Source organism: Mesorhizobium sp. CA5, from assembly GCF_020165105.1.
Lineage (GTDB): Bacteria > Pseudomonadota > Alphaproteobacteria > Rhizobiales > Rhizobiaceae > Mesorhizobium.
Genome location: NZ_JAIUHJ010000012.1, coordinates 78,243 through 103,196, shown reverse-complemented (window position 1 = coordinate 103,196; position 24,954 = coordinate 78,243). Strand labels below are relative to the sequence as shown.

Annotated in this window: 23 protein-coding genes and 1 pseudogene; 18 read left to right on the top strand and 6 right to left on the bottom strand. The window is 64.1% G+C overall.

The window, feature by feature from the left end:
• Nucleotides 1–82: 82 nt before the first annotated feature.
• Nucleotides 83–985: a GntR family transcriptional regulator gene (locus LB529_RS17380; RefSeq protein WP_095769222.1), complete on the bottom strand. Its 903-nt coding sequence runs from the start codon at nucleotides 983–985 to the stop codon at nucleotides 83–85.
• Nucleotides 986–1,340: 355 nt separating this feature from the next.
• On the opposite strand from LB529_RS17380, the gene LB529_RS17375 reads away from it, so the two are divergent.
• From LB529_RS17375 to LB529_RS17355, 5 genes are all read left to right on the top strand, one after another.
• Entirely contained in the window at nucleotides 1,341–2,846 is a 1,506-nt protein-coding gene (locus LB529_RS17375) for a UxaA family hydrolase (RefSeq protein WP_224711783.1), read from the top strand.
• Between the two features lie 339 nt (nucleotides 2,847–3,185).
• Nucleotides 3,186–4,181, top strand: a complete 996-nt coding sequence (locus tag LB529_RS17370) for an ABC transporter substrate-binding protein (protein ID WP_095769220.1) — start codon at nucleotides 3,186–3,188, stop codon at nucleotides 4,179–4,181.
• 157 nt (nucleotides 4,182–4,338) lie between these two features.
• Nucleotides 4,339–5,892, top strand: coding sequence for a sugar ABC transporter ATP-binding protein (locus LB529_RS17365; protein WP_224711782.1), 1,554 nt, complete (start codon nucleotides 4,339–4,341; stop codon nucleotides 5,890–5,892).
• The gene (locus LB529_RS17360) at nucleotides 5,889–6,854 is read left to right on the top strand and encodes an ABC transporter permease (protein WP_224532065.1); all 966 of its coding nucleotides are present in this window, start codon (nucleotides 5,889–5,891) and stop codon (nucleotides 6,852–6,854) included. The genes LB529_RS17365 and LB529_RS17360 overlap by 4 nt, the downstream gene beginning before the upstream one ends.
• Before the next feature lie 68 nt (nucleotides 6,855–6,922).
• Nucleotides 6,923–7,939 (top strand): zinc-binding alcohol dehydrogenase family protein, encoded by a 1,017-nt coding sequence (locus tag LB529_RS17355; protein WP_224711781.1) that lies wholly within the window; start codon nucleotides 6,923–6,925, stop codon nucleotides 7,937–7,939.
• A 341-nt stretch (nucleotides 7,940–8,280) separates the two neighbouring features.
• On the opposite strand, the gene phnF is transcribed toward LB529_RS17355, so the two are convergent.
• Entirely contained in the window at nucleotides 8,281–9,024 is a 744-nt protein-coding gene (phnF, locus tag LB529_RS17350) for a phosphonate metabolism transcriptional regulator PhnF (protein ID WP_224532067.1), read from the bottom strand.
• 139 nt (nucleotides 9,025–9,163) lie between these two features.
• On the opposite strand from phnF, the gene phnG reads away from it, so the two are divergent.
• The 3 genes from phnG to LB529_RS17335 are packed head-to-tail and all read left to right on the top strand — an operon-like array spanning nucleotide 9,164 to nucleotide 11,353.
• On the top strand, nucleotides 9,164–9,625 hold the full coding sequence (gene phnG, locus LB529_RS17345) for a phosphonate C-P lyase system protein PhnG (RefSeq protein WP_224606814.1): 462 nt from the start codon (nucleotides 9,164–9,166) through the stop codon (nucleotides 9,623–9,625).
• The gene (phnH, locus tag LB529_RS17340; protein ID WP_224708993.1) at nucleotides 9,625–10,236 is read left to right on the top strand and encodes a phosphonate C-P lyase system protein PhnH; all 612 of its coding nucleotides are present in this window, start codon (nucleotides 9,625–9,627) and stop codon (nucleotides 10,234–10,236) included. The genes phnG and phnH overlap by 1 nt, the downstream gene beginning before the upstream one ends.
• 1 nt (nucleotide 10,237) lies before the next feature.
• Nucleotides 10,238–11,353, top strand: a complete 1,116-nt coding sequence (locus LB529_RS17335; protein WP_224711780.1) for a carbon-phosphorus lyase complex subunit PhnI — start codon at nucleotides 10,238–10,240, stop codon at nucleotides 11,351–11,353.
• A 2-nt stretch (nucleotides 11,354–11,355) separates the two neighbouring features.
• Here LB529_RS17335 and LB529_RS17330 read toward each other — a convergent pair whose 3' ends face one another.
• Nucleotides 11,356–11,538, bottom strand: a complete 183-nt coding sequence (locus LB529_RS17330) for a hypothetical protein (protein WP_224532070.1) — start codon at nucleotides 11,536–11,538, stop codon at nucleotides 11,356–11,358.
• Nucleotides 11,539–11,597: 59 nt separating this feature from the next.
• Here LB529_RS17330 and LB529_RS17325 point away from each other — a divergent pair.
• From LB529_RS17325 to phnE (LB529_RS17285), 9 genes and pseudogenes are all read left to right on the top strand, one after another.
• A pseudogene (locus tag LB529_RS17325) lies at nucleotides 11,598–12,431 on the top strand (alpha-D-ribose 1-methylphosphonate 5-phosphate C-P-lyase PhnJ); the annotation flags it as partial.
• Nucleotides 12,432–12,562: 131 nt separating this feature from the next.
• Complete coding sequence (gene phnK / locus LB529_RS17320) at nucleotides 12,563–13,339, top strand: phosphonate C-P lyase system protein PhnK (RefSeq protein WP_224610823.1); 777 nt, start codon at nucleotides 12,563–12,565, stop codon at nucleotides 13,337–13,339.
• Nucleotides 13,340–13,341: 2 nt separating this feature from the next.
• Nucleotides 13,342–14,049 (top strand): phosphonate C-P lyase system protein PhnL, encoded by a 708-nt coding sequence (gene phnL / locus LB529_RS17315; protein ID WP_224711779.1) that lies wholly within the window; start codon nucleotides 13,342–13,344, stop codon nucleotides 14,047–14,049.
• Nucleotides 14,046–14,660, top strand: coding sequence for a DapH/DapD/GlmU-related protein (locus LB529_RS17310; RefSeq protein ID WP_224711778.1), 615 nt, complete (start codon nucleotides 14,046–14,048; stop codon nucleotides 14,658–14,660). Before phnL ends, LB529_RS17310 begins: the two co-directional genes overlap by 4 nt.
• A gap of 182 nt (nucleotides 14,661–14,842) precedes the next feature.
• A complete protein-coding gene (locus LB529_RS17305; RefSeq protein ID WP_224711777.1) occupies nucleotides 14,843–15,553 on the top strand; it encodes a DUF1868 domain-containing protein in 711 nt (236 codons plus the stop codon).
• A gap of 116 nt (nucleotides 15,554–15,669) precedes the next feature.
• Nucleotides 15,670–16,527, top strand: a complete 858-nt coding sequence (gene phnC, locus LB529_RS17300; RefSeq protein WP_140544504.1) for a phosphonate ABC transporter ATP-binding protein — start codon at nucleotides 15,670–15,672, stop codon at nucleotides 16,525–16,527.
• A 141-nt stretch (nucleotides 16,528–16,668) separates the two neighbouring features.
• Nucleotides 16,669–17,577, top strand: a complete 909-nt coding sequence (gene phnD, locus LB529_RS17295; protein WP_095769301.1) for a phosphonate ABC transporter substrate-binding protein — start codon at nucleotides 16,669–16,671, stop codon at nucleotides 17,575–17,577.
• Nucleotides 17,578–17,633: 56 nt separating this feature from the next.
• Entirely contained in the window at nucleotides 17,634–18,587 is a 954-nt protein-coding gene (phnE, locus tag LB529_RS17290; protein ID WP_224630488.1) for a phosphonate ABC transporter, permease protein PhnE, read from the top strand.
• A gap of 1 nt (nucleotide 18,588) precedes the next feature.
• Nucleotides 18,589–19,956, top strand: a complete 1,368-nt coding sequence (gene phnE / locus LB529_RS17285) for a phosphonate ABC transporter, permease protein PhnE (protein ID WP_224711776.1) — start codon at nucleotides 18,589–18,591, stop codon at nucleotides 19,954–19,956.
• Nucleotides 19,957–20,250: 294 nt separating this feature from the next.
• On the opposite strand, the gene LB529_RS17280 is transcribed toward phnE (LB529_RS17285), so the two are convergent.
• The 3 genes from LB529_RS17280 to LB529_RS17270 form a co-directional block, all read right to left on the bottom strand.
• Complete coding sequence (locus LB529_RS17280) at nucleotides 20,251–21,102, bottom strand: sugar phosphate isomerase/epimerase family protein (protein WP_224711775.1); 852 nt, start codon at nucleotides 21,100–21,102, stop codon at nucleotides 20,251–20,253.
• 166 nt (nucleotides 21,103–21,268) lie between these two features.
• Nucleotides 21,269–22,456, bottom strand: coding sequence for a Gfo/Idh/MocA family protein (locus LB529_RS17275; protein WP_224711774.1), 1,188 nt, complete (start codon nucleotides 22,454–22,456; stop codon nucleotides 21,269–21,271).
• Between the two features lie 133 nt (nucleotides 22,457–22,589).
• The gene (locus LB529_RS17270) at nucleotides 22,590–23,645 is read right to left on the bottom strand and encodes a sugar phosphate isomerase/epimerase family protein (RefSeq protein ID WP_224633675.1); all 1,056 of its coding nucleotides are present in this window, start codon (nucleotides 23,643–23,645) and stop codon (nucleotides 22,590–22,592) included.
• Between the two features lie 401 nt (nucleotides 23,646–24,046).
• On the opposite strand from LB529_RS17270, the gene LB529_RS17265 reads away from it, so the two are divergent.
• Entirely contained in the window at nucleotides 24,047–24,934 is an 888-nt protein-coding gene (locus LB529_RS17265; protein WP_095769204.1) for a sugar phosphate isomerase/epimerase family protein, read from the top strand.
• The last annotated feature ends 20 nt before the right edge of the window (nucleotides 24,935–24,954 follow it).

Below are 24,954 nucleotides of genomic sequence, written 5' to 3'. Positions count from 1 at the left end.
GGAGCGTACTTAAGGTACGCGAGCACCGGAAGCGCAGGAAGCCGCCCTTCGCAGGCCGGCATCACCTGAATCTCGACAGACCCTAGGCGGGCTGCATCTGCCGCCCTTCGGGAATTGAGGTCAGCAGCGTCTGGCGCGCCGACTTCAGGTGCTTGCGACAGGCGGCGTCCACCTTGCCGGGATCGCGCGATTTCAGCGCCGCGATATAGGCGAGATGCTCCTGGATAGCGACCTCGTTGCGCTGGCGCTCCTCAGCCTTGTTCCACTGATAGTGGTAGTGGAAGATCATAGCGATGACATCGTAGAAGTCGACGATGAAGCGATTGTGCGAGGCGCGGTGGATCAGCCGGTGGAAGCGCTCGTCGAGCTCGGAGAATTCGTTGAAGCGCGTAGCGATCTCGCTGGCGAGCTGGCGATGCTCGAGTTCCAGCCGGTCAAGATCGGCCCATACCGCGCTATCTTCCGGCAGGGCGGCGAAAGCCGCCGCCGAACGCAGCTCGAAAATCTCGCGGATCTCGGTCAGCTCCAGCGCGAAGGCGCGCGTGAAACCCTTCAGCACCCAATGGCTGTTGCGCCGCTTCTCGATCAGGCCGAAGCGCGAGAAGCGGATCAGGAATTCGCGCACGCTGGTAGTGCCGACGCCGATCTCGCGCGCCAGCTCCAGCTCGTTGATCTGCATGCCGGCTTCGGCGCCTCCCGCAAGCAGACGCCGCATGAAAGAGCGCTCGATGATCTCGGCCAGCGAGTCGGTCTCCTCCTCGGGGAAGAAGTCCTCGGACCGCGGCGCCCTGAGCACGGTCTTATTACGCTTGTTCCAGTCGATAAGCCCGGTTTCTTCCATGCGCGCAAGGATGCTGCGCACCGTGGTGCGGCTGACGCCGAGCAGCGTGCCGAGCTCAGGCTCCGACGGCAGGCTCTTGGTCTCGTCGAGCAACCTGAGGCAGCGGTTGAAGGCATCCTTGTAGACATTGTTGCTTTTCGACATGCCCCGTATCCCCCAACGCTTGCGGCGGCCTGCCGGAAACGCGATATGATCGGTGTTCCTAGAGCAGTTCAGCGTTTCTCGGAATCGCCGAACTGCGCTAAATCTTTGTTTCTGCGCAATTCCGGACGGAAAGCCGCTACGCCCTTTTCCTGGAATTGCTCTGGCGCAAGCCTCCGAAAAGCGGAACGCTTTTCGCCGGCTTGCCAAACGGGCGGCGCGGGCGTCCAAAAGACGAGCGCCGACCGAGCGAAAAAACAATTGACGCAAAATTGTTTTTTCCCGATAAAAGACATTACCTTTAAACGGGCGCAAGTCAATCCGCCCGCATTCCCAGGATCACCCAGGACAGCCGCCCGTGAACGTTGCAAACACCATCCTTCTCTCACCCTCCGATAATGTCGCCGTTGCCAACGGGCGCATCGAGATTGGAACGCCATTGCCGGGCGCCGCAACCGCGACTGCCGTGATCGAGCCGGGCCACAAGGTGGCGATCAAGCCGATCCCGGCGGGCGAAGCGGTTGTGAAATACGCGCAGGCGATCGGCCGCGCCACGCAAGACATTGCGCCCGGCGAGCATGTTCATTCGCACAATCTGGTTTTCGAGAGCGGCCGCTTGCCGGTGGTGCCGCCGAGCGAGGCCGAGCACGCCACCGAGGCCGACCGCAAGCGCACCTTCATGGGCTACCGCCGCGCCGATGGGCGCTCCGGCACGCGCAACTTCATCGGCATCATCGCCAGCGTCAATTGCTCGTCGACCGTCTGCCACGCCATTGCGGACGAAGCCAACCGCACACTTCTGCCGAAATATCCCGGCATCGACGGCTTCGTGCCGATCGTGCACGGCCAGGGCTGCGGCATGAGTGCCACCGGCGACGGCATGATGGTTCTGCACCGCACTTTAGCCGGCTATGCGCGCCATCCGAATTTCGGCGGCGTGCTAATGGTGGGCCTGGGCTGCGAGGTCAACCAACTCACGCTTTACGGCCAGAAGGGCGTGGCCGCGGGAAAGCGGCATTTCAACATCCAGGAAGCCGGCGGCTCGCGCAAATCGGTCGAGCGCGCGATGGGCGTTCTGGCCGAGATCGCCGAGGAAGTGGGCCAGCTGCAGCGTGAGCCGATCCCGGTCTCGGAGATCGTTGTCGGGCTGCAATGCGGCGGCTCGGACGGCATGTCCGGCATCACGGCAAATCCGGCATTGGGCGCCGCCGTCGATATCCTGGCAGACTGCGGCGGCATCGGCATCTTGTCGGAGACGACCGAGATCTACGGCGCCGAGCATCTGCTGGCCTACCGCGCCGCCTCGCCCGAGATCGCCGCCAAGCTCGACGGCTTTGTGAAATGGTGGGAGGACCATACCGCCAAGCACGGCGCCTCGATCGACAACAATCCCTCGCCCGGCAACAAGCGCGGCGGCCTGACCACGATCCTCGAGAAATCGCTGGGCGCGGTCGCCAAGGGCGGCCAGACGCCGCTCAACGGCGTCTTCGGCTATGCCGAGAAAGTCTCGGGCAGCGGCCTGGTGTTCATGGACACGCCCGGCTACGATCCGGTTTCGGCCACCGGCCAGGTCGCCGGCGGCGCCAATGTCATCGTCTTCACCACCGGCCGCGGCTCCTGCTTTGGCTGCCGGCCGACGCCGTCGATCAAGGTCGCCACCAATTCGACCATGTATCACCAGATGGAAGAGGACATGGACGTCAATTGCGGGGTTATCGCCTCGGGCGAGAAGACCATCGCCGACATGGGCCGCGAGATCTTCGAGCTGATCATCGAGACGGCGTCCGGCCGCAAGACCAAGAGCGAGGCGTTCGGCTACGGCGACAACGAATTCGTGCCGTGGCACCTCGGCGCGACGCTTTAATCAAAGGCCGTTATCGCGTCGGAAGCGCCCCCCGACAACAGGAGGCGACCTTCACAATCGTGCAGGCTTTTCTATGGAATGAATATTCCACATTGACAGAATTATGAAATTATTGTTCCATGCCGATAAGGAGGAACGGGAGCATCCGAGCACTGCCCAAGGACGAGCCGAACGGACCCTAGCCCGCATCGCGCACGGCAGCAGACATCGCTTGCATCGGTCACAGCAATGCTCTATCAAAAAACGGTATCTGTTTTTTATTGATAAAGTTCTGTTTGGGCCGCGCCTATCCAGATGGAGCTTCCGCAACCTTCACCAGGCGACTTAGGGAGGAACCTAATGAAATTCGTGACCAGCCTTCTCAACCGCCGCGCCTTCGTGGCTTTGGCCGCCGCTTCGATGCTCGCCGGCGCGATGCATTCCGCGCCCGCCTCGGCGGCCGACGTGACCATTCCGATCATCGTCAAGGATACCACATCCTTCTACTGGCAGATCGTTCTGGCCGGCGCCCGCAAGGCCGGCAAGGATCTCGGCGTCAACGTGCCGGAACTCGGCGCCCAGGCCGAAACCGACGTCAACGGCCAGATCTCGATCCTGGAAAACGCCGTCGCCAGCAACCCGGCGGCCGTCGTCATCTCGCCGACCGAGTTCAAGGCACTCGGCAAGCCGATCGACGAGGCTGCCTCCAAGGTCAAGGTCATCGGCATCGACTCCGGCGCCGATTCCAAGGCCTTCACCTCCTTCCTGACCACCGACAACGTGCAGGGCGGCCGCGTCGCCGCTGACGGCCTCGCCGCCGCAATCGGCGCCGCTAACGGCGGCAAGGTGGAAGGCAAGGTCGCGCTGATCACGGCACTTCCCGGCGCCGGCTCGCTCGAGCAGCGCAAGCAAGGCTTCATCGAACAGATCAAGGCCAAGTATCCGGGCCTCGAGCTTGTCGCCGACAAATATGCCGACGGCCAGGCCACCACCGGCCTCAACATCGCGACCGATCTGATCACCGCCAATCCGGACCTCAAGGGCATCTTCGCCTCGAACCTGATCATGGCGCAGGGCGTCGGCCAGGCGATCGCCGAAAACAATCTCGGCGGCAAGGTGGCGCTGATCGGCTTCGACAGCGACGAAAAGCTGATCAAGTTCCTCAATGACGGCGTCATCTCGGGCCTGGTCGTCCAGGATCCGTACCGGATGGGCTATGACGGCATCAAGACCGCCTTGGCCGCCTCGAAGGGCGAGAAGGTCGAGGCCAATGTCGACACCGGCGCGAACCTCGTCACCAAAGACAACATGAAGGATCCCAAGATCGACGCGCTGCTCAACCCGAAGCTCAAGTGAGCAGCATCGCGACAGTTGTTTCCGGGGCCTCGCGCCCCGGAAACATCCATCGGGGCGATTTGGAAATTCGCCGGCCCGATTTAGGCTCCGCCTTCAAGATGCGCGCCAGACGCATCGCTGCGTACCCAATGGTTGAGGCCAATCTGGGAGGATTGTCATGACGTCGACGGCGCAGGAATTGCATCCGGCCCCCACGCTGGAACCGGGCAGGACGATCCTCGAGCTCAACGGCCTGGAAAAGCGCTACCCCGGCACGCATGCGCTGAAACCTGTGCATCTTGCCTTCAAGGCAGGCGAGATCCACGCGATCGTCGGCGAGAACGGCGCCGGCAAGTCGACCCTGATAAAACTCCTGACCGGCGTCATGCCGCGCACCTCCGGCGAGGTGATCTGGGAAGGCAAGCCGACCGCCTTGGCCACGCCGCATGAGGCGATGGCGCTGGGCATCAACGCCGTCCACCAGGAGGTGGTGCTCTGCCGCCATCTCACCGTCGCCGCCAACATGTTCCTCGGCGAGGAGGAGTCACGCTTCGGCCTCCTGCAGCAGCGCGCCATGGTCAAGGACGCGCAGAAGATCATCGACGGGCTGGGCTTCGACTTGCCGGCGCATGTCATGCTCGGCGATCTCACCATCGGGCAGCAGCAGCTGATCGCCGCCGCCCGCGCTACCGTGCGCGGGACAAAATTCCTGATCTTCGACGAGCCGACCGCTTACCTCACCCGCAAGGAGGCCGACCAGCTCTTCAAGCTGATCCGCCGGCTCAAAGGCGAAGGCGTCACCATCATTTATATCAGCCACCGCATGGAGGAAGTGTTCGAGCTCGCCGACCGCGTTTCCGTGCTGCGCGACGGCACTCTGGTCGGCACCCGCAACATCGCCGAGACCGACGAGCCCGAACTGGTCAAGCTGATGATCAACCGCTCGATCGAGCAGATCTACCACAAGGAACATTTCACCCCCGGCGCCACGATTGTCGAGACGAGGAACCTTTCGGGCAAAGGCTTCGAGAATGTCTCGGTGACCGTCTGCGCCGGCGAGATCGTCGGCCTCTACGGCCTGATCGGTGCCGGCCGCAGCGAGTTCGTCACCACGCTTTACGGCCGCCACAGGAAGTCGGCCGGCCAGATTCTCTGGCAAGGCAAGGAGGTCCAGGTCAACTCCGAGCACGATGCGATCCGGCTCGGCATGGCGCTGGCGCCGGAAAGCCGCCGCGACCAGGGTCTGTGCCTCAATTTGCCGGTCGGCATCAACCTCAACCTGCCTATCTACAAGCGCATCTCCAGCAATTTTCTGATCTCCGGCGCCAAGGAGAAGGCCGAGGCCGACCGCCAGATCGCCGACCTGCGCATCAAGACGCCGACGCGCCATGCGCTCGCCTCCAGCCTGTCGGGCGGCAACCAGCAGAAGATCGTCATCGGCAAATGGCTGGCGCATGGCGCCAAGCTGTTCATCTTCGACGAGCCGACGGTGGGCGTCGATGTCGGCACCAAGGCCGAGATCTACCGCCTGTTCTCGACGCTCTTGTCCAAGGGCGCCGGCATCATCCTGATCTCGTCCTATCTGCCGGAAGTCTATGAGCTTGCCGATACGCTGCACGTGTTCCGGCGCGGCAAGCTGGTCGCGACCCATGGTTTCCGGACCGCCAGCCACGAGGATATTTTGGGTCAGGCACTGGCCGAGAAACAAGAAAAGTCGGGAGGACAAAAATGAGCACCGAGGCGATCCCCGCCGAAAAACCCAAGCGCAATTTCAACGCCCTCTTCGGCCTGACGCTGCTTGGCCTTTTGCTCCTGATGTGGATCGTGCTGGCCGTCGCCACGCCGTCCTTCGCCACGACGCTCAACATCACCAACCTTCTGCGTCAGGGATCGCTGATCGCCATCCTCGCCGTCGGCCAGACCTTCGTCATCATCACCGGCGGCATCGATCTGTCGGTCGGCGCGGTGGTCGGCTTCACCACCGTCATTGTCGCGCTTTTGATCAACGCCGGCTGGCCGATCTGGGCCGCGGTGCTGATCACGCTGCTGGTGGGCGTCGCCATCGGCCTCTTCCACGGCTTCGGCATCGTCAAGATGGGCCTGCCGCCCTTCATCATCACCTTGGCCACCATGACCTCGCTGCGCGGCATCGGCCTCCTGATGACGAACGGCAACTCGATCTCGATCAACAGCGACTCGTTCCAGGCTTTCTCGCGCGGCTCGCTCGCGGGCATTCCCTACCTGTTCTGGATGGTGATCCTGGTCGCCATTCCGTCCTACGTCTTCCTGCACCACACGCGCTGGGGCCGCTACCTGTTCTCGGTCGGCTCCAACGCCGAGGCCGCGCGCCTGTCCGGCGTCAACGTGCCGCGAACCATCTTCATGGCCTACATCCTGTCCGGCCTGCTTGCCGCCATCGTCGGCGTGCTCCTGGCCTCGCGCATCGGCATCGGCAACCCGACGCAGGGCGACACTTATGAGCTGCAGGCCATCGCCTCGTCGGTGATCGGCGGCACCTCGCTGTTCGGCGCCATCGGCTCCGTGCACGGTCCGCTGATCGGCTCCTTCATCCTTTCGACGATCAACAACGGCGCCAACCTGCTCAACGTCAACACCTTCTGGCAGCGCGTCATCACCGGCCTGCTGATCATCGTCATCGTCTACTTCGACGGCCTGCGTCGTCGCGGCAAATGACTCCTACGTGAAACTAACGCGCCGGCCCCGCTCGAGCGGCGCCGGCGCTCTTTGCCTGGATTTGCGATATGAAAGCCGTTGTCTGCCGTTCGCCCGGCGAGCTTGTCCTCGAAGACCGCGCCGGGCCCGGCGCACCGCCGCCCGGCTGGGCGCGCGTTGCGGTCAGCCATGTCGGCATCTGCGGAACCGACTACCACATCTTCGAAGGCAAGCACCCGTTTCTGGCCTATCCGCGCATCATGGGCCATGAGGTTGCCGGCACGATCGTCGAGAAGGGCGAAGGCGTCGAGATCAGCGTCGGCGAGCCGGTCGTCATCAATCCCTATCTTTCATGCGGCAAATGCATTGCCTGCCGGCGCGGCAAGCCTAACTGCTGCGTGAAGATCGAGGTGCTGGGCGTCCATCGCGACGGCGCTATGTGCGACGAAATTTTGGTGCCGGCGCAGAACCTCTACCCGACGAACGGCCTGTCGCTGGCCGACGCCGCGGCGGTCGAATTCCTGGCCATCGGCGCGCATGCCGTGCGCCGATCGCTCGGGCTGCCCGGCCAGCGCACGCTGGTCATCGGCGCCGGCCCGATCGGCCTCGGCACGGCGATCTTCGCGCGCATCGCCGGGCTGGATGTCAGCCTGCTCGACATGAGCGCCGAACGTCTCGGATTCGCCGAAAAGCAGCTCGGCTTTGCCCCGCTGGACAGCTCGATGGCGCCGGCTGCCGAGCTGGTCCAACAGGCAACAGCCGGCGAAGGGTTCGACCTCGTGTTCGACGCGACTGGCAACACCCAGTCCGTGCAGTCGGCCTTCGCCCATGTCGCGCATGGCGGCACGCTGGTGCTGGTCAGCGTCGTCAAGGACGACATCACCTTCTCCGACCCCGAATTCCACAAGCGCGAGATGATGCTGATCGGCAGCCGCAACGCACTAAAGGCCGATTTCGACCATGTCGCAGATTCGATCCGCAACGGCGCTGTGCCGTTGAACAAGCTCGTCACCCATCGCACCACGCTCGCCGGAACGCCGCGCGACCTTGCCCGATGGACGCACGAGAAGTCGGGACTGATCAAGGCGGTCATCGAGGTCGGGTGATAACAGGACAGGCGGTGAACTCGGCCCGAATTGACGGAGCGCCGCACAAGTCGACCCCCACTCCGTCTCGGCTTCGCCGAGCCACCTCTCCCCCGATCGACGGGGGAGAGGAAGGGTGCGAGCCTTGCAGCCAACGCTCTTCAACCGGACACACTGCTTCTCCGGTCGCCAGCGTGCTCCTTTCCTCTCCCTCCGGAGGGGGGAGAGGTGGCGCCGCGAAGCGGCGACGGAGTGGGGGAAGGCGCTCCTCAAACGCGAAGCCGCTGACAATTAAGCGGCCGAGCTGAGCTGACATCAGCGTGGGTCGATAAATCACGGGTCTCGTATAAAACCGGCACTCCCTACAACACCGACAACTTCAGCTCCACCCGCTCCGCGGGAAAGCGCGATTCAGCGAATTGGATCGGCTCACCGTCGAGCGTGACGTTGACCGCGACGGTGACCAGCACGATGGCGCCGGGCTGCAGATCGAGTGCTGCAAGATCGTCTGCGTCGGCATGGCGCGCCGACAGCACGGTCGAATGCCTCAGATAATCGTTGATGCCGAAGCGCTTCAGTGAGGCGGTGATCGATCCCGTCTCCGCCATTGCCGCCTCGATGCCGGCGAAGCGCTTGGCATCGAACCAGGTCGTCGCGCGCGACACCGCATGACCGTCGGCCTCGCCGCGCGTCTCCAGGCGGATGACGGCAGCGCCTTTGGCGATGCCCAGCGCCTCGGCGATGCGCCGGCCGGCCGGCTCGGTCGACGACGACAGCAGCGCGATATGCCGCTCGCTCGTCTGCCCCTGCAGCCCGGTCGAGAAGCGCGTGCGCGCGCCGATCGGATAGGACAGCCGCTTGCGCGACAACACGAAGGTGCCGCGTCCCTGCTCGGCCCTCAGTACGCCTTCCTGCACCAGTGCTGCAATGGCGCTGCGCACCGTATGGCGGTTGACGCCGTAGCGCTCGGCCAGCGCGACTTCAGGCGGCAGCGCGGCATTCTCGGCGAAATCGCCATTGGCGATCGCCTGCAGGATCCTGTCGGCGATCTGCCGCCATAGTGATACGCCATTGCGCCTCTCGATGCTGCTTGCCAGCCCGGTCATTTCCCCGCCCCCAACGTCATCACCCTAAACTTTTGCACCCGTTGTCATCCACCCGTCATGGACTCCCGTTACCAAGTGAGTATAATTTGTATAGTTGTCTATATCAATAGACAAATTTCTTTATGCAAGGAGCGATGCCATGCGAGGACAGGAAGCGCGCGAGCAGGCCGGGCGGAAAGCCTTGATGGCGACGCTGGCGCATGCCGCGGCCGATGACATCGCTCGCCTGTGGAACGAGTCGGGCCTGCCCTCCGAGGCCGAGCTTTTGCGCGGTCCTGAAACCGGATTGGTGACGGTGCGCGGGCGGATCGGCGGCGGCGGCGCGCCGTTCAATGTCGGCGAGGCGACGGTCACCCGCGCCACGGTGCGGCTGCCCTCCGGCCAGGTCGGCCACTCCTATGCGCTTGGCCGCGACAAGGGAAAAGCCAAGCTAGCGGCGATCGCCGACGCGCTGTGGCAGGACCCAGCGCACCGCGAAGCGGTCGAGACAAAGCTCGCCGCGCCCTTGCGCGCCGCGCTTGCTGCGGCGCGCGAGACAAAGCGCGTCGAAACGGCGGCCACGAAAGTGGATTTCTTCACCATGGTGCGCGGAGAGGACTGATGGATATCGCCACGCAATCGATCGACGGCGGCTTCGCAGAGCCGGTCTTCAACGCCCAGGCGGTGTTCCGCGCCATCATGGACGCGATGGCCCGCCCCGGCACCGTCCAGCCGCTGCCGCAGCTCGCCCGCCCGCCGGCGCCGCTGTCGGCGACGGCCGGCGCCGTGGCGCTCTCGCTCTGCGACAACGACACGCCGGTCTGGCTCGACCAGCCGCTGCAGGCGGAAGCCGCGGTCAAGGCCTGGCTCGGCTTCCACACCGGCGCGCCCTCGGCAAACACGCCGGCCGACGCACATTTCGCCCTGATCGCCAATCCGAAGGAGATGGCGGCGCTCGATGGTTTTGCGCAAGGCACGCAAGAATATCCCGACCGCTCGACGACGCTGATCCTCTTGGTCGACGATCTTGCCTCGGGCCCATCGCTGCTGCTCGAAGGTCCGGGGATCGAAAAGACGTCGATGATCGCGCCTCCCGGCATGCCGCGCCATTTCGTCGAGCAGTGGAAGCAGAACAACCAGCGTTTCCCGCGCGGCGTCGACATCATCCTGGCGGCGCCCGGCCACCTTGCCTGCCTGCCGCGCACCACCCGCGTCAAATCGATGGAGGCATGACATGTATGTCGCGGTGAAAGGCGGCGAAGCCGCCATTGCCAATGCGCATCGCCTGCTTGCCGACCGCCGCCGCGGCGACCGTTCGGTGCCGGCGCTGCGCCTCGACCAGATTGTCGAGCAGCTGGCGCTCGGCGTCGACCGGGTGATGAGCGAAGGCTCGCTCTATGATCGCGAGCTCGCGGCTCTCGCCGTTGCCCAGGCGCGCGGCGATATGATCGAGGCGATCTTTTTGGTGCGCGCCTATCGCACCACGCTGCCGCGCTTCGGCTACACCAATCCGGTCGACACCGGCGCCATGCAGGTCGAGCGTCGTGTCTCGGCCACCTACAAGGATCTGCCCGGCGGGCAGGTGCTTGGCCCGACCTTCGACTACACCCACCGCCTGCTCGATCCCGGGCTTGCCGCCGGCGCCGAGGTCGAGATGCCGGCGCAGCGTCCGGTCGAGCCGGAGGCCATGCCGCGCGTTTCGGCGATCCTCGCCCATGAAGGCCTGATCGAGTCCGATGGCGAGATGCCGCTTGACCACGTGCCCGGCGACATCACGCGCGAGCCGCTGCAATTCCCGATGGCGCGCGACATCCGCCTGCAGGCGTTGTCGCGCGGCGACGAAGGTTTTCTGCTGGCGCTCGGCTATTCGACGCAGCGCGGCTACGCCCGCAACCATCCCTTTGTCGGCGAGATACGCATCGGCGAGGTCGAGCTGGAGCTGGATGTGCCGGAGCTGCCCTTCGCCGTGCCGCTCGGCTCCGTCCGCGTCACCGAATGCCAGATGGTCAACCAGTTCAAGGGCTCGGCCAAGGCGCCGCCGCAGTTCACGCGCGGCTACGGCCTGGTCTTCGGCCAGAGCGAGCGCAAGGCGATGGCGATGGCGCTGTGCGACAGGGCGCTACGCGCCGGCGAGCTCGGCGAGGATGTCGTCGCCGCCGCGCAGGACGAGGAGTTCGTCATTTCGCATTCCGACAATGTCCAGGCGACCGGCTTCGTCGAGCATCTGAAGCTGCCGCACTATGTCGACTTCCAGGCCGAGCTCGGCCTGGTTCGCGGCATGCGCGCCGAATACGAAGCGCGGGAAAACGAGGACAAGGCCGCCGAGGAGAAGCGCGAGGCGGCGGAATGACTTCAGTGTCCGCTACCGGAATGCCCGCCGCCGTCGAAGCCGCCAGTATAGTCGCCGCCACCGAAGGACTCGCCGTACGGAGGTTCCCTTGGCGCGGGGAGAACCATTTTCCGCAGCGCAAAGGTCGCGAAGCCGGCGAACACCAGCAGCAGCACGCCAAGATGCAACCAACCGGTAGAGTCCATTCGGGCGTCCTTCCGCGTCTTGGGCGCCAATTTCATAGCAGAGAGCGGACGTGATCGCCATGACCGACATCGCCACCTACAACTTCGCCTATCTCGATGAGCAGACCAAGCGGATGATCCGGCGCGCCATCCTGAAGGGCATCGCCATTCCCGGCTATCAGGTGCCCTTTGCCTCGCGCGAGATGCCGATGCCTTATGGCTGGGGCACCGGCGGCGTCCAGGTCACCGCCTCGATCATCGGCCCGGATGACGTGCTGAAAGTCATCGACCAGGGCGCCGACGACACCACCAACGCCGTTTCGATCCGCGCTTTCTTCAGGAAAGTCGCCAATGTCGCTGTCACCACCGACACGGCAACCGCCACCATCATCCAGACCCGGCACCGCATCCCCGAGCATCCGCTGACGGCAGGACAGGTGCTGGTCTTCCAGGTGCCGATCCCAGAGCCGCTGCGCTTCCTCGAGCCGCGCGAGACCGAGACGCGCAAGATGCACGCGCTGGAGGAATACGGCCTCATGCATGTGAAGCTCTATGAGGACATTGCCAGGCACGGCCGCATCGCCACCACCTACGCCTATCCGGTCAAGGTCGAGGGCCGCTACGTGATGGATCCTTCGCCGACGCCGAAATTCGACAATCCGAAGATGCACCGCTCGCCCGCCTTGCAATTGTTCGGCGCCGGCCGCGAGAAACGCATCTATGCGGTGCCGCCCTTCACCGACGTCGTCAGCCTCGACTTCGAGGACCATCCCTTCGAGGTGCAGACCTTCGACCAGCCCTGCGCGCTCTGCGGCGCCGGGAATGTCTATCTCGACGAGGTCATCCTCGACGACCATGGCGGCCACATGTTCGTCTGCTCCGATACCGACCATTGCGAGAAGCGCCGCGCCGACTCTACCTCCCCCTCGTGGGGAGGTCGCGCCGAAGGCGCCGGTGGGGAAAACGGCCAATCTTCTCTTTCTTCAATCCCCACCCCGGCGCTGCGCGCCGATCCTCCCCACAAGGGGGAGGGTAAGGAGGCCGAATGACCGACGAACCGCTGCTCCGCGTCTCGGCGCTGTCCAAATTCTACGGCTCGCGCATCGGCTGCGAGAACGTCACCTTCGACCTCTGGCCGGGCGAGGTTCTGGCGGTGGTCGGCGAATCCGGCTCCGGCAAGACCACGCTGCTCAACTGCCTGTCGACCCGCCTGCTGCCCTCCTCCGGCACGGCCAGCTATCGCATGCGCGACGGCCAATGGCGCGAGCTCTACCGCATGAGCGAGGCCGAGCGCCGCTTCCTGATGCGCACCGACTGGGGCTTCGTCCACCAGAACCCGGCGGACGGGCTGCGCATGACAGTGTCGGCCGGCGCCAATGTCGGCGAGCGGCTGATGGCGGTCGGCGACCGCCACTATGGCAGGATCCGCGCCACCGCCGTCGACTGGCTGTCGCGCGTCGAGATCGACGAGGACCGCATCGACGACGAGCCGCGCGCCTTTTCCGGCGGCATGCGCCAGCGCCTGCAGATCGCCCGCAACCTGGTGACTGGGCCGCGGCTGGTGTTCATGGACGAGCCGACCGGCGGCCTCGACGTCTCGGTGCAGGCGCGCCTGCTCGATCTATTGCGCGGGCTGGTCACCGATCTCGGGCTGGCGGCGATCGTCGTCACCCACGACCTCGCCGTGGCGCGATTGCTGTCGCAACGCATGATGGTGATGAAGGACGGGCGCGTCGTCGAAAGCGGCCTCACCGACCGCGTGCTCGACGATCCGCGCGCGCCTTATACCCAGCTTCTCGTTTCTTCCATCCTGCAGGTGTGATGATGGCCACTCCTCTCGTTGTCTCCGATGTCGCCAAAAGCTTCACCATGCATCTGCGCGACGGCGTCACGCTGCCGGTGGTGGCGGGTGTCTCCTTCTCGATCCGCGCCGGCGAATGCGCCGTGCTCGGCGGCCCGTCCGGCGCCGGAAAAAGCTCGATCCTGAAGATGCTTTACGGCAACTACGCCGTCGATGAAGGTCAGATCATCGTCCAGCATGGCGGCGGGCTGATCGACCTCGCCTCGGCCAGCCCGCGCACCGTGCTTTCCGTGCGCCGCCATACCATCGGCTATGTCAGCCAGTTCCTGCGCACCGTGCCGCGTGTCTCCGCGCTCGACGTCGTCGCCGAGCCGCTGGTCGAGCGCGGCGAGGACAGGGAAAGCGCGCGGACGAGAGCGCGTGCCCTGTTGGCGCAGCTCAACCTGCCGGAACGGCTCTGGGCCTTGCCGCCCGCGACCTTCTCCGGCGGCGAGCAGCAGCGCGTCAACATCGCGCGCGGCTTCATCACCGAGCATCCGATCCTGCTGCTCGACGAGCCGACGGCCTCGCTCGACGCGAAGAACCGCGATGTCGTGGTCGAGCTCATCGCCGCCAAGAAGGCGGCGGGGGTCGCCCTGCTCGGCATTTTCCATGACCTCGACGTGCGCGAGGCTGTCACCGACCGCGTCATCGACGTTACGGCCTTTGCCGCCGGAAAGATCGCCGCATGAAGAAGCTTTCGGAGGCGCCGCTGATCCATCCGACGGCGCAGGTCGAAAACTCGACGCTCGGCCGCTGGACCGAGATCGCCGAGCGCAGCCGCGTCGCCGAATGCGAGCTCGGCGACTATTCCTATATGATGCAGGACTGCGCCGTGTGGTGCGCGACCATCGGCAAGTTCTCCAACATCGCGGCAAGCGTGCGCATCAACGCCACCAACCATCCGACATGGCGTCCGACGCTGCACCACTTCACCTACCGCGCCTCCGATTATTGGGACGACGCCGAGCATGAAAGCGAGTTCTTCGCCGAGCGCCGCGCCAAACGCGTCACGATCGGCCACGACACCTGGCTCGGCCATGGCTCGACCATCCTGCCCGGCGTCACCGTCGGCGATGGCGCGGCCGTCGGCGCGGGCGCCGTGGTGTCGAAGGATGTCGCGCCCTACACAATCGTCGGCGGCGTGCCGGCGAAGCCGATCCGCGAGCGCTTCGACCGCCGCACCGCCGAGCGCTACCAGGCTTTAGCCTGGTGGGACTGGGACCATGCAAGGCTGCGCGCTGCACTCGACGATTTCCGCGAGCTGTCGGCGGAGGCGTTCCTGGAGAAGTATGGCGGCTAGGCGCGGTGAATGGTGAATGGTCAATAGTGAATGCAACGAAGCCCTTCTTTCTCACCACTCACCACTCACCACTCACCACTCACCACTCACCACTCACCACTCACCACTCACCACTCACCACTCACCATTCACACCGTTGACACATGACTCGGACAGGACGCCATCTCCCCAAGGAGATCGCGATGCTCGCCACAGTCAGACCCTCGCTCGCCGGATTTTTCGAAGGCACCAACCCGACGGCGCCGGTGCATCTCGGCACCCGTTACGACAGCTCGGGCAACTTCCTCCCCGAACCCGGCAACACGGTCGTCAGTCACCTCGTCGGCGGCTCGCCTTCGCAAGCCGCGATCATCGAGGTGCGCGAGCGCATCCGCGCCATGCCGGACGCGGACCGCCTCGCCTTCACGCCGGTCTCAAGCCTGCACATGACACTGTTCCAGGGCATCATCGAATACCGGCGCCGGCTCCCCTACTGGCCCTCCGACGTGCCGCTCGACACCAGCATCGACGACATGACCCGCCTCTATCTGCAGCGCCTGGAGGGCTTTGAGGCCTGCCCTCCGTTTCGTATCAAGACCCTCGGCGTTACGCCAAACGGCCTTACGGTTGCCGGTGCTTCCACTGAGGACGAGCGCATCCTGCGCCTGTGGCGCAACGCGCTGTCGGTGCCGTTCGGCTACCGCCATCCGGACCACGACGCTTATGTCTTCCACATCACCTTCGCCTATCAGATCCGCCGTCTAGCCGACGAGCGAGCCGCAGCCTGGCAGGATCTGTTCGATGACTGCCTGTCGTTCCTCGAAGGCGAGGCTCCTGTGATCGAGCTCGAGCCTCCGGCCTTCTGCAGCTTCAAGGACATGAAGCATTTCGAGGAATTGCTGGTGCTTGGTTGAATCTCCAAGCCTGTGGGACGTAACAAAACTGACATCAATCCGACACCCCAGCTTCATCGGCCTGCGCTAGCGAAGGTTAACAGACCTGCAAAAGCGCGACGGACTGGAGTTTTGGTATGTCAGCATCATCGGCCACGCTTGAGATCCGCGGCGTAACCCGACGATTTGGCAAGAACACCGCCGTCAGCGATATCAACATCTCGATCCCGCGCGGCCAGATGGTCGGCATCATCGGCCGTTCCGGCGCCGGTAAGTCGACGCTTTTGCGCATGATCAACCGTCTTATCGATCCGAGCCAAGGATCGATTTTTTTTGAGGGCGCGGAGGTTTCCAGCCTGCAGGGATCGCCGCTGCGGCGCTGGCAGCGCGACTGCGCCATGATCTTTCAGCAGTTCAACCTCGTGCCGCGCCTCGACGTGCTGACCAACGTGCTGCTCGGGCGCCTCAATCATCGCTCGACGGTTTCCAATCTGCTCGGCATGTTCACACGCACCGAATGCGCCGAGGCCGTGGCCGCGCTCGAGCGCCTCGACATCGCCCGCACCGCGCTGCAGCCGGCCGGCACGCTGTCGGGCGGCCAGCAGCAGCGCGTGGCGATCGCCCGCGCCATGATGCAGCAGCCGAAGGTGATTCTGGCAGATGAGCCGATCGCCTCGCTCGACCCGCTCAACGCCAAGGTGGTGATGGATTCGCTGCGCGACATCAATCTGCGCGAAGGCATCACCGTCGTCACCAACCTGCACACGCTGGACACGGCGCGCGCCTATTGCACCCGTATCATCGGCATGGCCGCCGGCAAGGTCGTCTTCGACGGCGCTCCGGAAGATCTCGACCGCGATGCCGTGCGCACGGTCTACGGCGCCGATGCCAGCGGCGCCGAGATCTCGGAAGCCATCACGTCGACCGCCGTGACCATCAAGCCGAAGATCACCGCATCCGCCGGACCGCTCGAACCAGCCTTTCCTGGCTACTGAATCCACCGTCCCGGCCCCAGCCGGTGCGGGCAAATCGTGGACTTCAGCAGAGCAACCCGGATCGCCCGCCAGCGTCAAAGGCAAGACTTGAAAAATCAGAACGCCGCCGGCGCGCAGCCGGAGCAACAGGAGAGAGACAAAATGTTCAGGAAGATGGTTTTTGGGGCGGTTTCGCTGCTCGCCATGGCGGCCAGCGCCGCGCACGCCGCTGACATCAAGGAATTCCGCGTCGGCATCCTCGGCGGTGAGAACGAGACCGACCGCCTGCGCAACTACCAGTGCCTCGCCGATCACCTGAAGTCGGAATTCGGCTTCGAAAAGGTGTCGCTGTTCCCGGCCGCCGACTATGACGGCGTTATCCAGGGCCTGCTCGGCGGCACGCTCGACTTCGCCGAGCTCGGCGCGTCCGGTTACGCCAGCGTCTATCTCAAGGACCCGAAGGCGGTCACGCCGATCCTCACCACCAAGCAGACCGACGGCTCGACCGGCTATTATTCGATCGGCCTGGCGCTGAAGTCTTCCGGCATCACCGACATCAAGTCGGCCAAGGGCAAGAAGCTCGGCTATGCCGATCCGGATTCGACCTCCGGCTATCTGATCCCGCTGACCCAGATTCCGAAGGACACCGGCGCTTCCAACGAAACCTACTTCGCCTCGACCCAGTTCAACGGCGGCCATGAGAACAACGTGCTGGCCGTGCGCGACGGCAAGGTCGACGTGGCGGTGGACGATTCCTCCGGCATCGGCGATTTCAAGAACGGCTACACCTCCGGCACCTTCCACAAGGAAGTCGCCAAGGGCGCCGTCGACCCGAACGACTTCGTCGAAGTGTGGCGCTCGGGCCTGATCCCGAACGGCCCGCTGGTTGTCCGCACCGCGCTCGGCGACGAGATGACCGCCAAGCTCACCGCTTTCTTCACCGCGCTGCCGGCCAAGGACAAGGCCTGCTTCGAAGGCGTCGAGGGTGGTGATTTCACCGGCTACGTCCCGGTGAAGCCTGACTTCTACAGCGTCATCGTCGAAGCCCGCAAAGCCGCCATCGGCGGTTAAAGGCATCAGGAAAAAGGGCGGCGTTCGAAACGCCGCCCTTTTTGCATGTCCCGATCATGACATCAGCGACACTCCATTCCGACGCCACCCGCCAGCAGGCCGATGCCTGGCGGCGCCAGACATCGCTGCGCCGTTTCTACACCGCGCTTGGCGTCGGCCTGCTGCTTGTCGCCATGTGCGCGACCATGTGGTTCGCCGACGAGGCCAATGCCGGCCATTTCTTCGACCGGCTGCCACACATCCTCGATTTCCTGAGCTGGCTGGTCCCGAAGGACTGGAACGATGTCTGGCGCGCCCTGTTCGACATCGCCTCGCCCAACGACAAGGGCACGCAGGAATTCAATTTCCCGCTTGGCCGCGTCTACATCTGGGGCGGCTTCTACATCCCTGAATATTTCGAGCTGATGCTGACCACGGTGAACGTGGCGCTGGTCTCGACCTTCATCGGCTTCGTCTTCGCCGTTCCCTTCTCCTTCATCGCCGCGCGCAACCTGACGCCGAGCCCGGTCCTGCGGCTCATCGTCAAGCGCTTCATGGAATTGCTGCGCGCCTTCCCCGAAATCGTCATTGCCGGCCTGTTCGCAGCCATCGTCTCGATCGGCCCGGTCGCCGCCATCATCGCTATCGGCCTGCATTCGATCGGCGCGTTGGGCAAGCTGTTCTACGAGATCAACGAGAACATCGACATGCGCGCGGAAGAGGGCCTGCGTGCTGTCGGCGCCAACTGGTTCGAACGCGTGCGCTTCGCCGACCTGCCGCAGGTGTTGCCCAATTTCATGTCCTATACGCTGCTCAGGATCGAGATCAACGTGCGCATCTCGACCATCATGGGCGCGGTCGGCGGCGGCGGCATCGGCGAGGAGCTGAAGCTTTCCATTTCACGCGGCTTCGGCGCCAAGACCCTGGCGCTGGTGCTCTTGCTCTTCGTCACCATCTTCCTGGTCGACCAGTTCTCCGCCTGGCTGCGCCGCAAGCTCGTCGGTGAGCAGGCCTTCCTGATGAGCGCTTGAAATGGCCGCCATGACCGCCTCCGAACTGAGCGCCATCGAAGGCCGCCATCCGCAGATATTCCAGCGGCCGGCCTATAAGCGTTTCTGGCCGCTGCTGCTGATCGCCGGCACCGTGCTCTATCTCGCCTATGCCTTGTGGTTCTTCAGCCTGCCGCAGGTGCTGCGCGAATCGCATTGGGAGCGCCTGCCGCTCTTCCTGTCGCAATGGATCAGCTACGACCTGCAGCCGGAATTCCGGCTCGGCCAGCCCGAGATCACGCCGAAATATCCGCGCTTCTCGGCGCTCGGCGAGCATCCTGATCCCGACTGGGTGATCAAGAATCCGGACGGCACCTTCACCGTTCTGATCGACGGCCGGGACAAGTCCGTCACCTTCGACAAGATCAGGGCAACGATCGTCGCCAACGGCCAGACGGTGCCGGTATCGCTCACCGGCGGCAAGCCGGTGGTGACAGGTCCGGTGCCCGACTGGGTGACCGTCCATGACGATGAGATCGTCGCCAAGATGGGCTTTGTCGGCGAGGTGCGCGTCACCGTCGATCGCGTCAAGGTGCGCAAGCGCTTCCTCGGCTGGGCAAATTTCGTCTTCGACACCCGCTCGCCCTTCTTCGGCAAATCGGCCGGCGAGGTCATCTCGCTCATCGCCTCCGGGCCAGAGCTCAAGCCAGGCACCTCGAACCTCGCTTTGGCCGCCGACAACATCTGGAACAACGCGCAGTGGCAGCATGGCGATGTCTGGACGAAGCTCCTGCAGACCATCGTCATGGCCTTCCTCGGCACGCTTCTTGGCGGCATCGTCGCCTTCCCGCTTGCCTTCTTCGCCGCCCGCAACATCACGCCGAGCGGGCTGCTCAGCCAGGTGCTGAAGCGCTTCTTCGATTTCATGCGCTCGGTCGACATGCTGATCTGGGCGCTGTTCTTCACCCGCGCTTTCGGCCCCGGGCCGCTGGCCGGCAGCGCCGCGATCTTCTTCACCGAAATCGGTACGCTCGGCAAAACCTATTCCGAGGCGCTGGAGAACATCGACGACAAGCCGCGCGAGGGCGTGCTTTCGACCGGCGCCAACGGCTTGCTGGTGCAGCGCTACGGCGTGCTGCCGGAAGTGGTGCCGGTCTTCATCAGCCAGACGCTCTACCAGTGGGAATCCAACACCCGCGGCGCCACCATCATCGGCGCCGTCGGCGCCGGCGGCATCGGCCTGAAGCTCTGGGAAGCGATGCGTACCAATTCCAACTGGGCCAACGTCTTCTACATGGTGCTGCTGACGCTGCTCGTCGTCTTCATCTTCGACAACATCTCGAACTTCCTGCGCCGCAGGCTGAGCCGCACGCTGCATGATTACAACCGGCTGCAGGCTGCTCAGGGGTAACCTTGTGGCGCAGAAGCGCAAGCATCGTCTCGCCTGCGCCAAAGGTCGACCCCCACTCCGTCGAGCTTCGCTCGACACCTCTCCCCCGATCGACGGGGTAGAGGAAAGGCGCCAAGCTGTCCGATCCGCGCCTGTCGTCGAAGGCCGAGGCTTTTTCCTCTCCCGGCGCCAACAGGCTTCCTTTCCTCTCCCTCCGGAGGGGGGAGAGGTGGCTCGGCGAAGCCGAGACGAAGTGGGGGAACCACCTGGCAACCGCTGCCACGGCAAATAGAAAATGGATCAGGCGCAGGGCCCCTAAGCCGCCTTCTTCCACCGGTCCCTGATATGCCTGTACCCCTCGCGATAAACCGCCTCCGGGCTTTCCGCGAAATCCCGCCACACCTTGGTCGCCGCAGCCAGATCCTTCAGTGAGCGCCCGAACGATTCGATCGTCAGCCAGTCGTCATAGCCGCTCTTGCGGATGGCGGAGAACGTCTCCTTCCACGGGATGTTGCCGCGCCCCGGCACGCCACGATCATTCTCCGAAATGTGGATATGGACAACGTTCCGGCGATGCTTTGTATAGGCGCCGATCGGGTCGGCCTCCTCTATATTGGCATGGAACGTGTCGTACATCGCCTTGATGTGCGGCCGGTCGATCGCGTCGATGTGTTCGCACAGGTCGGCCATGGTGTTGACGAGATAGCATTCGAAGCGGTTGAGCGCTTCGAGCCCGATGGTCACGCCCTTCTTGCCGGCATAGTCGCCGATCGCGCGTTGCGAGGCGACCGAGCGCTTCTTTTCGGCGATAGTCGGCCCGCTGCCGGAAAAGGCGCCGAGCGTCGAATGCAGCGGGCCGCTGAGCGTGTCCGCGCCGAGCGCGGCGCTGCAGTCGATCGCCCATTTCATGTAGTCGATGCCGGCCTTGCGCGTCGCAGCGTCCGGCGAGATCAGGTTCATCGCCGGATCGCCCATGGCCGAGACCGCGGTGCGCTCCAGGCCGATGCGGTCGAGCATCTCGCCCAACTTCTTGTAGTCGTCGGGCATCCCGACGAAGACGGGTATCTCGACGCCGTCGAAGCCGGTCGCCTTGATGTCTTTCAACAGCGCCTCGTGCTTCCTCGAGACGCTGGTGGTCCACAAGAACATGCACATGCCGATTTTCATCGACATCCCCTCATCATCTTCGGCCGAGGGGTGACGAGATTCAGGTCAGGCCGAGTCGAAAACGACAGATTCCGAGAACCGGAGCGGAGCGTACTTTTCGTACGTGAGCACCGGAAGCGCAGGAAGCCGCCGTTTGCAGGCCGGCCTCACCTGAATATCGTCACCCCTACAGCTTCGTCCACGCCCCGTTCTTCTTCGACGACCTCACGCAAGCCTCGATGAAGGCCATGCCTTCGACGCCGTCGGCGACAGTCGGGAAGACCACATCCTTAGCCGGCTTGCCGCCTTTCCGGCGCGCCGCTCGGATGGCGCGGGCCGCTTCCTGGTAGATGTTGGCAAAACCTTCGAGATAGCCCTCCGGATGGCCCGACGGCACGCGGCTGACGCGCGCGGCCACTGGCATCGCGCCCGCGCCGGCACGCGTCAAAAGCTGCTTCGGCTGGCCGAACGGCGTGTACCAGAGATAGTTCGGGTCTGCCTGCACCCATTCCAGCCCGCCCTTGGTGCCGTAGATGCGCAGCTTCAGCCCGTTCTCGTGGCCGGGCGCCACCTGGCTGGCCCAGATCATGCCCTTGGCCGGATGCTTGTTGCCGACCGGCTTGAAGCGCAGCATCACGTTGACATTGTCGTCGAGCTGGCGCCCCGGCACGAAGGCGTCGAGATCGGCTGAGAGCGTATCGAGCTCAAGTCCCGAGACGAAGCGAGCCAGGTTATAGGCATGCGTGCCGATGTCGCCGAGCGCGCCGCCGGCGCCGGCCTGCTTGGGGTCGGAGCGCCAGGAGGCCTGCTTCTGGCCGGTGGCGGCAAGGTCCTCGGTCAGCCAGTCCTGCGGATATTCCGACTGCACGATGCGGATATCGCCGAGCATGCCCTTGGCCACCATCTCGCGTGCCTGCCGGATCATCGGATAGGCGGTGTAATTATGGGTCAGCACGAACACCTTGCCGGTCTTTTCGACAAGGGCGGCAAGCTTCTTGGCCTCGGCCAGCGAGGTCGCCAGCGGCTTGTCGCAGATGACATGGATGCCCGCCTCTAGGAAGGCTTTCGCCGCCGGCACATGCACGTTGTTCGGCGTCACGATCGCCACCGCCTCGATGCCGTCTGGACGCTTGGCTTCGGCCTTGGCCATCTCGGCATAGGAGCTGTAGCTGCGCGCGGGATCGAGCCCGAGTTCGGCGGCCGACGCCTTGGCCCGCGCCGGATCCGATGACAGCGCGCCGGCCACCAGCACGAAATCATTGTCCATGCGCGCCGCGATGCGATGCACCGCGCCGATGAAGGCGCCCTGCCCGCCGCCGACCATGCCATAGCGGATCGGGCCGCCTCCCGCTTCCGACTTCGATGCGCCGACCATTCTTGTCCTCTCTCTTTAGTTCATCACCCTCCCCCTTGTAGGGAGGGTCGACGCGCAGCGTCGGGGTGGGGGTATAAGAGTCCGCCACGACTTGGGATTCAACCCCACCCGGACCTCCTCAAGGGAGCTGCAGTCAAATCCCCATCATCGCCCGCAGCAGCTTTTTATCGGTTGTGCCGGCGGCGAAATCGTCGAAGGCCTTCTCGGTCACCCGGATGATGTGGTGCTGGATGAAAGGCGCGCCTTCTGCGGCGCCGTCCTCGGGATGTTTCAGGCAGCATTCCCATTCCAGCACCGCCCAGGAATCGTAATTGTACTGGGTGAGCTTGGAGAAGATGCCGCTGAAATCCACCTGCCCGTCGCCCAGCGAGCGGAAGCGCCCTGCACGGTTCACCCAGCCCTGATAGCCGGAATAGACGCCTTGCCGCCCGGTCGGGTTGAACTCGGCGTCCTTGACGTGGAAGGCCTTGATCCGCTCGTGGTAGATGTCGATGAACTCGAGATAGTCGAGCTGCTGCAACAGGAAGTGCGACGGGTCGTAGTTGATGTTGCAGCGCTTGTGGCCGCCGACCGCGTCGAGGAACATCTCGAAGGTGGCGCCGTCGAACACGTCCTCGGAAGGATGGATCTCGTAGCCGACATCGACGCCATTGTCCTCATAGACATCGAGGATCGGCTTCCAGCGTTTGCCGAGTTCGCCGAAGGCTTCCTCGATGAGGCCGGCCGGGCGCTGCGGGAACGGATAAAGGTAAGGGAAAGCGAGCGAGCCGGTGAACGACACCGAGGCGTTCAGCCCGAGATTGCGCGATGCCTTGGCGCCGAACTTCATCTGCTCGACAGCCCATTTTTGCCGTGCCGGGGGATTGTTGTGCACCGATGGCGGCGCAAATCCATCCATCTGCGCGTCATAGGCGGGATGCACCGCGACCAGTTGCCCCTGCAGATGCGTCGACAATTCGGTAATCTCGACGCCTGCATCCGCGCAGACGCCTTTCACCTCGTCGCAATAGGCCTTCGACGACGCCGCCTTCTCGAGGTCGAACAGGCGCGCGTCCCAGGTCGGGATCTGCACGCCCTTGTAGCCCAGCCCCGCTGCCCATTTGGTGATGGAACCCAGCGAATTGAACGGCGCGGCGTCGCCCGCGAACTGCGCCAGAAACAGGCCGGGGCCCTTCATCGTCGTCGGCATCGGCATCCTCCCTCGTTTGTTTTCGCGACCAAGCATAGCGCCTATTGAAATGAGGGCCAGCCTGTTTGGTCAACCCTGTCGGCGTCTATGCATTGCGCCATTCTGGTATTACCAAATCCCGGAATTCGGTCAAGCGGCCGAAAACCGCGGAGGTGAGCCGAGCTTGCAAACAGATAAGTGGAATTACCACGTAAAATCAGACTATTGCTCGGCTGATAGAGCTTCAGCCGCCCACTTGTTGCCGTGCATGAAAATTTGCTGTAGAGGTCATGGAGGGCCCAATTGGTCGAACCAGTTTCGAGGAAAATGCTGGCAACGCCTTGGGGAGGAATCATACGCCCGCCTCTACTGGAGGCGTCGCGGGGTAGAATGTGACAGGCGAATTCTGGGAAGGATAGACCATGCATCTTTCGACTCACAATTGGATGCGGGCGGAACCGCTGGAGGTGACGCTCAAGCGCATCAAGAAATTCGGCTACGAATCGATCGAGATTTCCGGCGAACCCGAGCAGTACAAGACCAAGGAGACGCGCGCGCTCCTGAAGGAGCACGGCATCCGCTGCTGGGGCTCGGTGACTCTGATGCTCGGCGAGCGCAATCTCGCCGCCAGGGACCAGGGCCAGCGCGAGCGATCCGTCCAATACGTCAAGGACGTGCTCACCATGGTCAGCGAGCTCGACGGCGAGATCATCACGCTGGTGCCCGCGACCGTCGGCAAGGTCGTTCCAGACGGCACCGAGGCGGAGGAATGGGGCTGGGTGGTCGATGCCACGCGCGAATGTTTCAGCCATGCCCAGAAGGTCGGCGTCAGGATCGCCGTCGAGCCGCTCAACCGCTTCGAGACCTACCTCTTCAACCGCGGCGCCCAGGCGCTGGCGCTCGCCGATGCGGTGAGCCCCGAATGCGGCGTCTGCCTCGACGCCTACCATATCCACATGGAGGAATTTAACGTCTATGACGCGATCCGTCAGGTCGGAAAGCGCCTGTTCGATTTCCATGTCGCTGACAACAACCGCTTCGCAGCCGGCCTTGGCCAGATCGACTGGCCGAAGATCGTGCGCACGTTGAAGGAAGTCGGCTATGACGGCGCGCTGACCAACGAGTTCGTCGCGCCCGTCGACCGCACGCCGGCGGCGCCCTATCCGGAGATGGTCGAGCGCAATCCGGTCGACATCTCGCCCGAGCAACTCAAATTCATCCAGGACCACGGCTCCAGCGTGCTCACGGAAAAATTCTACACCGACCAGATGCGCATCACCGCCGAAACGCTGCTGCCGCTGATCAAGTAGAAACCTGTCCCTTCCGCCCG